We start from the raw sequence: 8,941 nt of genomic DNA on the forward strand, positions 1-8,941 counted from the left end.
GGGGAGAGGCCCTCGGACCGCCGTGCTACAGGCCCGGACCGCGCACCGGGATGTGGGTGAACGTCGGCTCCGGGGCCGGGTTCTGGAAGAAGTCGTTCGGCTTGTTCCGTTCACGGTGCGCGCTTCGACGTGGATCAGGTCGGTTTTAAGCTCACTATGCGTATGGCTGGTGTTTCTCTCGCCGAGCCTGCTTCGGTGCAGATCGTGAAGGCTGCTGTCAGCTAATCAGGAGTATGCGAACAAACAGACCCCCCAGTTCCTGCTGGGGGGTCTGTTTGCGTTTGTCATCCCCATTCGGATGAGCCTATACGGGGTTATTCACGGAGTCGAGCCAAGCCCGTCCGCCGTTACTGTCAGCGGTCAGACCGAACCGATCGAATCCGGGCCGCCCCTGCTGCTCCCACCAGCGGTAGGCAGCCTCTGTTTCATCCCAGAGCCTGCGGGGGCCAGATTGAACAACCTCGTAATCCTGGCGTCCCGGTTCATAATCGGCCGAGGCCCACGACTTCGTGTCAGTGCTGTGCGTCCACAGCGTGTATGCGCCGTCGTCGTAGCGCTCTACCCTCCAGAACGCCCCCGGCATACGGAGTCCGATCACGAACTGTTCGAGCCACCCCCCGACCTCGGCGGGAGACAGGGCGGTCGTGCTCCTGTCGCCATCTGCGGGCCATTCCCTCCCCTTGAGATATGTGTCATGCGGGGGCAAGTTCTGACGTTGCTGCCGCAGGCGCATGAAGGCGCTTGAGCGGGTGAAACGGCCGCTCGCCGTGCCGTCGTCGTTCACGGTCAGGCGGGCGATGGCTTCGCCCCCGTACCCAGTTCCCCAGGGGGCGACGATGACCCCGCCGGTAACGGTCTGCTCGACCCATGCGGAGGGAACCTCACCGATCGAGCACGTCGCAATGACACGGTCGTACGGCGCACCTTCCACGTAGCCCAGCCGGCCGTCTCCCACGATCACCAAAGGTGACAGGTCGGCGGCCCGAAGGTTCCCGCCCGCCCCCTTGGCTACCTCAGGGTCGAACTCGATGGAGAAAACGTTGCCGGGCCCGAGCCGGTGGGAGAGGAGACCGGCGTTCCAGCCTGTACCGGTACCGATCTCAAGAACACGATGACCATCGTGGATGTCCAGATCGGCCAGCATCGAGAAGACCATGCGGGGTTGGGAACTGGAACTGCTCGGGGTTGTGCCGAGGCCGTCACCCGCATGGTTGCCGCCGTCCCATTGCGTCGTGAGAGGGATGTCGGAGAACACCGCGCGGAACCAGCTTTCGGGGTCCGTGGCGCGGTCCACCAAAGAATTCTGTCGGGTGCCGTCAGGGATGCCCGGCCAAATGCGGTCGGGCACGAACAGGTCCCGGGGGACTGCCTTATACGTAGGCAGCCAATCGGAGTGCAGGGCGCCCGCAGCAACGAGCGCGGAGGCGAGCCCCTGGGGGCCCGCCTCCTCTGTGCGCGCGGTCATCTGACCTACTTCTTCGCGGGGCCGGAGCCGTCGGAGCTGTTCCCGCCGCTACCGGTGTCGGTGCCGCCACCGCCGTGCCCGCGCCCACTGCTGCCGTCGTCCTGCTGGCTGCCGCCCTGGCCGCTGCCGGTGCCTCCGCCGTGCTTGGGCATTGAGCATCTCCTTCTCATAGGTGGGCGTGGGGGCTGTGCATTTCTGACCCGCCCTGGCGGGGCGGGAGTCTGGGTCAGGTCGTGTCGACCCGATGAACAAGGGCGATGTCCTCGAACCCTCGTAGAAAGCGGCCGTGGCCGGCGTTCAGGCCCGTGTGCGTCATGCACTGCCGATCCACGTCGGCCACGTCCGGGCCGGGAACGGCAGCCCAGCCACAGTCCGTGTGCAGGCAGCTTGCAACCACTGTGGGAGTGGACTCAGGGTCTCTGAAGATCCGATGCTCCGCGTATCGGAGGACTGAGCGCGTCATTGGCGCGACCCGTCCGCGTTGACGCACCGGGTGTGCCAGTAGGCCACCCTCGGCGGCCCGTCCTTCTGACCGAGCATTCCCCGTCGGGCGAGGTGGTGAATGGGAATGGGCATGCCGCACGACGGGCACGTCTCGCGCTTGTAGGTGTACGTCGCGTACTCGAACGTGTCCGCCCTGGTTGCCATTCCGCACCCCTCGTCACTTCGGGAACCGACAACCAATGATCCCGTGGAGGGCGTAGCCAGCCGAGACTTATTCGCGTTGTCGGGTAAAGAGCGTCGACCACTCGGAGAGCAGTCGCCGGAGGTCGTCCCCGAACACGGCGTACGCCTCGTACCTTTCGAAATCCTCTCGGTACGCTTCCACGTCCCTGTGGTCGCGCAGGATGAGGGCGCCAGTGCCGGTTTCCACAGTGGCTAGCCGCCGGTCATAGACTGTGAAGGTGTTCAAGGGCCGCTCAGGAATGTGACCATCCAGCGGGATCACGCCTAGCCGTACGTTCGGAATGCGCGAGATGGAAGCGAGCCAGTCTAGTTGCATTGCCATGCCGAGGGGCGGGAGGAGCGGCCACCTAACGGCCTGTTCCGTGAGCAGGAACGTAAAAGACTTTGATGAGTCCCGCAGGATGCTTTGGCGTTCGAGCTTCTTCGCCACAATCTTGGACTGATCGCCCGAAACGTCTGCGATGCTTGCGCGTACGTACTCGGGTGTGGCTAGCAAGCCGGTAATCATGGAGAGCAGGAAGAATCGAAACTCCGTCGACGCTGCTTCAAGACGCGCTAGCTCGTTCTGCTTCTTATCGAGCCCTCGGCGACGCGAAGACCAATGGTCTTGCCACTCCGTGTTTGCCGTGCGAGCCAGGGACAGCAGTTCGTCCGCTATCGGTCCGCCGGCTTCGAGTGCTTCTAGGATCAGCTCCACATCGACAATTGCGGGCGTGAGCTTTCCACTCTCAATGTTACTGATCTTTGTTTGCGACATGTTGCAGCGGCGGGCGAGCCAGGTCTGTGTCTTCCCGGCTCGCTTCCGCAGCGTACGCATTGCTTCGGCTAGGTCTGACCTGGACTGGCCTAGCCGGTCAGGCTCAAGCGTCAAGGCCCTTCACGTACTCCTCGAAGGGCACCGACTCGCTGACCGCGATTCGCTGGTACTCGACGAACGGGGACACGTCCCCTTCGAATACCTCGCGGCTGATCTGCCGCCCATCTGCGTAGTAGTTCATCAGCACGACCTCGGCGCGGTCGAACAACCAGAAATCCTGAATCCCTCGCAAGGGATTCTCTCGGTTGGTCACATCGAGAATGCGGATCTCCTCACCTGCCAGGGCGTGCGGTGCGTAGTACTGAGAGAACTCGAATCGCAGGTAATCCGAGAGAGGGTGGGTCACGATGTGCACACGCCCCTGTGAGCGCCCTTCGGCCACTTGTCGCGCTAGGCGGTCGGTGTACTCGTTTGAGACGCTCCCGGGGTCAATGCGGGCCCCGGCCATGAACGCCGCGAACTCTTTTGCTTCTTGCGGCATGAGGTACTGGGGCAGCGTCTCAAGCCTCCAGGCTTCCTGCTGGAAGTCTCGGAATTTCGCCTGCCAGACTTCACCATCCAAGAGCACGAACGGCCTCCCGCAGCACGCTTTCCGGGATCTCCACAAGCCCTTCCCCTTGCGGCGGCTGGAAGATGTTGGATACGTCGCCCTGGACGACGAACGAGCCGCTGGCAGTGCGGTAGACGTTCGGGCAGTCGTCCTTGCCACAAGTGCCGTTGCCGTTGCCGTTGCCGTTGCCGGTGAGCCGGGTCAGTTCCTCGCGAGCCATGCTGAAACCCCCTTGCCCTGGCCCCGGTTGGGCCGCCGGAACGACGCTACGAGGGTTGCCCGCAGGCGTCTATGCGGCATCGCCAATATTCGCGTTGTCGGGTAGACGATCTACGTCGGCGCTCGCGCGGCCCAGGGCGGCCCCCTGCGGGCCGGGAAGGGGCGCACGGCAAGAGCCCCCGGCGGTTGGCGCCAGGGGCTCTCTGGGGGCGGGGGTGTGCTGGGCTACGCCAGACCGGGACCGCGCACCGGGATGCTGGTGAACGTTGGCTGCTCAGGTTCACGCGAAGTGAAGAAATCGTTTCCCTTGTCGTCGACCACGATGAAGGCCGGGAAGTCCTCGACCTCGATCTTCCAGACCGCCTCCATACCGAGCTCCTCGTACTCCAGGACCTCGACCTTCTTGATGCAGTCCTGGGCCAGGCGCGCCGCCGGGCCGCCGATCGAGCCCAGGTAGAAGCCGCCGTGCGCACCGCACGCGTCCGTCACCTGCTGGGAGCGGTTGCCCTTGGCCAGCATGACCTTGGAGCCGCCCGCCGCCTGGAACTGCTCGACGTAGGAGTCCATGCGGCCGGCCGTGGTCGGGCCGAAGGAGCCCGACGCGTAGCCCTCGGGGGTCTTCGCGGGACCGGCGTAGTAGACCGGGTGGTCCTTCAGGTACTGCGGCATCGGCGCGCCCGAGTCCAGCAGCTCCTTGATCTTGGCGTGCGCGATGTCGCGCGCCACGACCAGCGGGCCGGTCAGCGACAGCCGGGTCTTGACCGGGTGCTTGGTCAGCGTCGCCAGGATGTCGTCCATCGGCTGGTTCAGGTCGATGGAGACGACGTCCGAGGCCTCGCTCAGATGCTCGTCCGTGGTGTCCGGCAGGAAGCGCGCCGGGTCCGTCTCCAGCTGCTCCAGGAAGACGCCCTCAGCCGTGATCTTCGCGGTGGCCTGGCGGTCCGCCGAGCAGGACACGGCGATGGCGACCGGCAGGGAAGCACCGTGCCGGGGCAGACGCACGACGCGGACGTCGTGGCAGAAGTACTTGCCGCCGAACTGCGCGCCGATGCCGATCTTCTGGGTCAGCTCGAAGACCTGCTGCTCCAGGGCCTCGTCGCGGAAGCCGTGGCCCAGCGGGGAACCCTCGCGGGGCAGCTCGTCCAGGTAGTGCGCCGAGGCGTACTTGGCGGTCTTCAGCGCGTGCTCGGCGGAGGTGCCGCCGACCACGATCGCCAGGTGGTAGGGCGGGCAGGCCGCCGTACCGAGCGAGCGGATCTTCTCCTCCAGGAACTTCATCATGGAGGCCTCGTTGAGGACCGCCTTGGTCTCCTGGTAGAGGAAGGACTTGTTGGCCGAGCCGCCGCCCTTGGCCATGAAGAGGAACTTGTAGGCGCCGCCGTCGGTCGCGTACAGCTCGATCTGCGCGGGCAGGTTCGAGCCGGTGTTCTTCTCCTCCCACATGGTGAGGGGGGCCATCTGCGAGTAGCGCAGGTTCAGCCGCGTGTAGGCGTCGTAGACGCCGCGCGAGAGCGCCGCCTCGTCCCCGCCCTCGGTCAGCACGTTCTGGCCGCGCTTGCCCATGACGATCGCCGTGCCCGTGTCCTGGCACATCGGCAGGACGCCGGCCGCCGCGATGTTCGCGTTCTTCAGCAGGTCCAGGGCCACGAACTTGTCGTTCGAGGAAGCCTCGGGGTCGTCGATGATCCGCCGCAGCTGTGCGAGGTGCGCGGGGCGCAGGAAGTGCTGGATGTCGTGGATGGCCTCTTCGGCGAGCTTGCGCAGCGCCTCCGGCTCCACCTTGAGGAACGTACGGCCGTCCGCCTCGAAGGTGGACACGCCCTCGGCGGTCACCAGTCGGTACGGCGTGGTGTCCTCGCCCAGGGGCAGCAGGTCGGTGTACGCAAACTCTGGCATGACGGCAGTCATTCCTCACTCGGCAGACGGCGCTGGCGACCAATTGGCAGCGCGGTTAACCAGCGTAGGACCTCTTCCGGGCGGCGTGTCTGTGAGGTAAGGCTCACTGGGCAGTATCGCGATCTATCGTGTCTGGATATGCTGGGCGTCGTGGACCTGGAAAAGCACCCCGCCGCCCCCGTACCCGCCCCCGCGACCGCCGGCCCCGGCGGGCTGCGCGCCTCCGACGCGGACCGGGACCGGATCGCGCAGATCCTCGGCGACGCCCTTGCCGAAGGCCGGCTGACGGCCGAGGAACATTCGGACCGCCTGGACACCCTCTACGCGGTCAAAACCGTCGGTGAACTGGACGTGCTCGTACGGGATCTGCCCGCGCCGGGCGGCGTCCACGCCTCGCCCGCGTACGCGACCCCCTCCACCGCCCCGGGCGGCCCGGCCGAAACCATAGTGGCCGTGTGCAGCAGCTCCGCCCGCAAGGGCCGCTGGCGGCCCGGTCCGCACACCCGCGCCATCTCGGTCATGGGTGACATCAACATCGACCTCACCGAAGCGGTCTTCGAGCAGCAGGTCACCGAGATCAACGTGACCTGCGTCCTCGGCAACGTCGAGGTCCTGGTCCCGGAGAACGTCACCCTGCGCGGCTACGGCAGCGGGGTCCTCGGCAACTTCGAGGTGCGCGGCGAGGGCCGTGGGGAGAGCGACCCGCAGGCGCCGGTGGTGATCGTGCGGGGCTTCGCCCTGCTGGGCAACATCGAGGCACGGCCCAGACTCGGCGCCCGCCTCGTGGACCTGGCCCGCAAACTGCGCAAGCGCCTGGAGGGCGAGAACGGCTGAGACGGGCCGAGACGGTCCGAGACGGTCCGAGACGGTCCGAGACCGACCGAGACCGACCGAGACCGACCGAGACGGGCCGGGCCGAGACCGGCCCGGCCCGCAGGGCCCGACGCGCCGCGGATCCGACGACATTCGGCCGACGACCCGTCAGGTCACCGCCACGGTCCGCCCCTCATCCCCGGCGGGCGTACGAGATCCCGGATGGGCCGCACCCGCGGCGGGACGGCCCGCCCGACGGGGTCTTGTTTCGGACGAACCCCCGGCGGCCCGTGGCGCGCGGTGCATAGGGGCGCGTACAGCGGGTAGGGACAGGTGCGTCGTCTCTCGCTCACGTATACGTCGTCAGGAGTAGACCGTGCCGCATCCGCCGCATCAGTCCTTGCAGGTAGCCGCCGTCCAGAGTTTTCCGGGGCGCCGGACGCCGGATGCCGATGTCGGACGCCGTTGCCGGACGTGGATGTGCGAGAGGGGCGGTCCCGCCGCACGCGGTGACCGCCCCTCTCGGCTGCACACGCCGTGACTAGTGGGCGCGGTCGAAGTCGATCGCGCTGTACGCGCGGAGCTTCGACAGGCGGTGCGTGGAGTCGATCTGCCGGATCGTGCCCGACTTCGAGCGCATGACCAGCGAGGACGTCGTCGCGGTCTCCGAACGGTAGTGGACACCGCGCAGCAGCTCGCCGTCGGTGATGCCGGTGGCGACGAAGAAGACGTTGTCGCCGGACACCAGGTCGTTCGTCGTCAGGACGCGGTCCAGGTCGTGGCCGGCGTCGAGCGCGCGCTGGCGCTCGGCCTCGTCCTTCGGCCAGAGCTTGCCCTGGATGGTGCCGCCGAGGCACTTTATGGCGCACGCCGAGATGATGCCCTCGGGGGTGCCGCCGATGCCCAGCAGCAGGTCCACGCCTGTGCCCTCGCGCACGGCCATGACCGAGCCCGCGACGTCGCCGTCGGAGATGAACTTGATCCGGGCGCCGGTCTCGCGGATCTCCTTGACGATGCCCTCGTGGCGGGGGCGGTCCAGGATGACGACGGTGACGTCTTCGACGGCCATGTTCTTGGCCTTGGCGACCCGGCGGATGTTCACCGAGACGGGAGCGTTGATGTCGACGAAGTCGGCGGCCTCGGGACCGGTGACCAGCTTCTCCATGTAGAACACCGCGGACGGGTCGAACATGGTGCCGCGGTCGGCGGCCGCCAGGACGGCGATGGCGTTCGGCATGCCCTTGGCGTTCAGGGTGGTGCCGTCGATCGGGTCCACGGCGATGTCGACCTCGGCGCCCGTGCCGTCGCCGACCCGCTCGCCGTTGAAGAGCATGGGGGCCTCGTCCTTCTCCCCCTCGCCGATGACGACGACGCCGTTCATCGAGACGGTGGAGATGAGGGTGCGCATCGCGTTGACCGCGGCACCGTCCGCGCCGATCTTGTCGCCGCGTCCGACCCACCGGCCCGCGGCCATGGCGGCGGCCTCGGTGACCCGTACGAGTTCCAGTGCGAGGTTGCGGTCGGGGGCCTCCGGAGAGACTTCGAGCTGGGGCGGCAGGTTGTGCTCGGTCATCGGAGCGCACCTTTCTGTACGGCGACGGCCGGGAAGTGAGGGTGCTGGAACTCTATCGGTACGTCGACATATTGAGCAGGGCGGGTCACGTATGAGCGGCATATCGGTCAGCCGATTGTCCTGAGCGGACGTCTTGCGGTCCTCCTGGGCCGTCCTGAAGTCCTCCTGGGCCGTCCGGGACTCCTCCGGGACTCTCCAGGGTCCGCCGACACGCGCCGCACCGCGACCCCGGCGGTGATCGCCGCCCCGCGATGCGGGACGATGGGGCGCGTGGCAGGTATGAAAGGCAAGCAGACGGTCTGGGACATGGTCCGGTCGCTGGGGGTGATCGGCATCGTCGTCGCCGGGATCTACCTCTTCGTCCCGCATGACGACAAGGCCGATCCGACGCGCACGGTCGACTACCGGGTGGAGACCCTGACGGCCCGGCGCGCGGCCCCGTATCCGGTGGCGGCCCCCGTGGGGCTCCAGGAGCGGTGGCGGGCGACCTCGGTGACGTACGAGCGCAAGAACGGCAACGCCTGGCACCTGGGCTTCCTCGACCCGGAGCAGCAGTACGCGGCGGTGGAGCAGTCCACGGAAACCTCGGCCGGGTACCTCGCCAAGGTCACCCAGCACGCGACGGCCACCGGGCAGACGCAGCAGATCGGCGACCTGACCTGGGAGCGCTGGGACGGCGAGAAGTACGACGCTCTCGTGCGGCAGGAGCAGGGCTACGTCACGGTGGTGACCGGCACGGCCTCCTTCGAACAGCTCGGCGAGCTGGCGGCGGCGCTGGAGTTCAAGCAGGGCAAGTAGCGCGGGCGGGGCGAGCGGGGGTGGGCGGCGGCGAGTGGCGCCCCGCACGCCTCTCACGCCCCGCGCACCTCGCGCACCTGCGGGGAACGTGTACGCAGGAAGGGCCGTGCGCCCCGGGATTCC

The 8,941-nt window shown here is 67.3% G+C and carries 10 protein-coding genes; 2 read left to right on the forward strand and 8 right to left on the reverse strand.

Translation table 11 applies throughout. The annotated features are described in order from the left end of the window. Window positions 1-304: 304 nt before the first annotated feature. The 7 genes from ACWGIU_RS20145 to ACWGIU_RS20175 all read right to left on the reverse strand — a co-directional run bounded on the left by ACWGIU_RS20145 (window position 305) and on the right by ACWGIU_RS20175 (window position 5,634). Window positions 305-1,465: a methyltransferase domain-containing protein gene (locus ACWGIU_RS20145; RefSeq protein ID WP_453707650.1), complete on the reverse strand. Its 1,161-nt coding sequence runs from the start codon at window positions 1,463-1,465 to the stop codon at window positions 305-307. A 5-nt stretch (window positions 1,466-1,470) separates the two neighbouring features. Then, window positions 1,471-1,617, reverse strand: coding sequence for a hypothetical protein (locus ACWGIU_RS20150; RefSeq protein ID WP_362626944.1), 147 nt, complete (start codon window positions 1,615-1,617; stop codon window positions 1,471-1,473). A 74-nt stretch (window positions 1,618-1,691) separates the two neighbouring features. Beyond that, window positions 1,692-1,928 (reverse strand): DUF7848 domain-containing protein, encoded by a 237-nt coding sequence (locus ACWGIU_RS20155; protein ID WP_453707652.1) that lies wholly within the window; start codon window positions 1,926-1,928, stop codon window positions 1,692-1,694. A 252-nt stretch (window positions 1,929-2,180) separates the two neighbouring features. Next, window positions 2,181-2,969 (reverse strand): helix-turn-helix domain-containing protein, encoded by a 789-nt coding sequence (locus ACWGIU_RS20160; RefSeq protein WP_453707661.1) that lies wholly within the window; start codon window positions 2,967-2,969, stop codon window positions 2,181-2,183. Window positions 2,970-3,012: 43 nt separating this feature from the next. Further along, entirely contained in the window at window positions 3,013-3,537 is a 525-nt protein-coding gene (locus ACWGIU_RS20165; RefSeq protein WP_453707653.1) for a DUF6879 family protein, read from the reverse strand. Beyond that, the gene (locus ACWGIU_RS20170) at window positions 3,521-3,739 is read right to left on the reverse strand and encodes a hypothetical protein (protein ID WP_453707655.1); all 219 of its coding nucleotides are present in this window, start codon (window positions 3,737-3,739) and stop codon (window positions 3,521-3,523) included. Before ACWGIU_RS20170 ends, ACWGIU_RS20165 begins: the two co-directional genes overlap by 17 nt. Window positions 3,740-3,963: 224 nt before the next feature. After that, a complete protein-coding gene (locus tag ACWGIU_RS20175; protein WP_453707657.1) occupies window positions 3,964-5,634 on the reverse strand; it encodes a fumarate hydratase in 1,671 nt (556 codons plus the stop codon). Between the two features lie 150 nt (window positions 5,635-5,784). Between ACWGIU_RS20175 and ACWGIU_RS20180 the strand changes: the two genes are divergently transcribed. After that, window positions 5,785-6,468 carry a DUF1707 SHOCT-like domain-containing protein gene (locus ACWGIU_RS20180; protein ID WP_453707659.1) on the forward strand — a complete coding sequence of 228 codons (684 nt, stop codon included), beginning with the start codon at window positions 5,785-5,787 and terminating at the stop codon, window positions 6,466-6,468. A 520-nt stretch (window positions 6,469-6,988) separates the two neighbouring features. On the opposite strand, the gene glpX is transcribed toward ACWGIU_RS20180, so the two are convergent. Next, window positions 6,989-8,020, reverse strand: coding sequence for a class II fructose-bisphosphatase (glpX, locus tag ACWGIU_RS20185; protein WP_030385815.1), 1,032 nt, complete (start codon window positions 8,018-8,020; stop codon window positions 6,989-6,991). A 279-nt stretch (window positions 8,021-8,299) separates the two neighbouring features. Between glpX and ACWGIU_RS20190 the strand changes: the two genes are divergently transcribed. After that, on the forward strand, window positions 8,300-8,818 hold the full coding sequence (locus tag ACWGIU_RS20190) for a DUF4245 domain-containing protein (RefSeq protein WP_453707663.1): 519 nt from the start codon (window positions 8,300-8,302) through the stop codon (window positions 8,816-8,818). Window positions 8,819-8,941: the final 123 nt, after the last annotated feature.

The sequence above is a fragment of the Streptomyces sp. NPDC054840 genome (assembly GCF_053611065.1).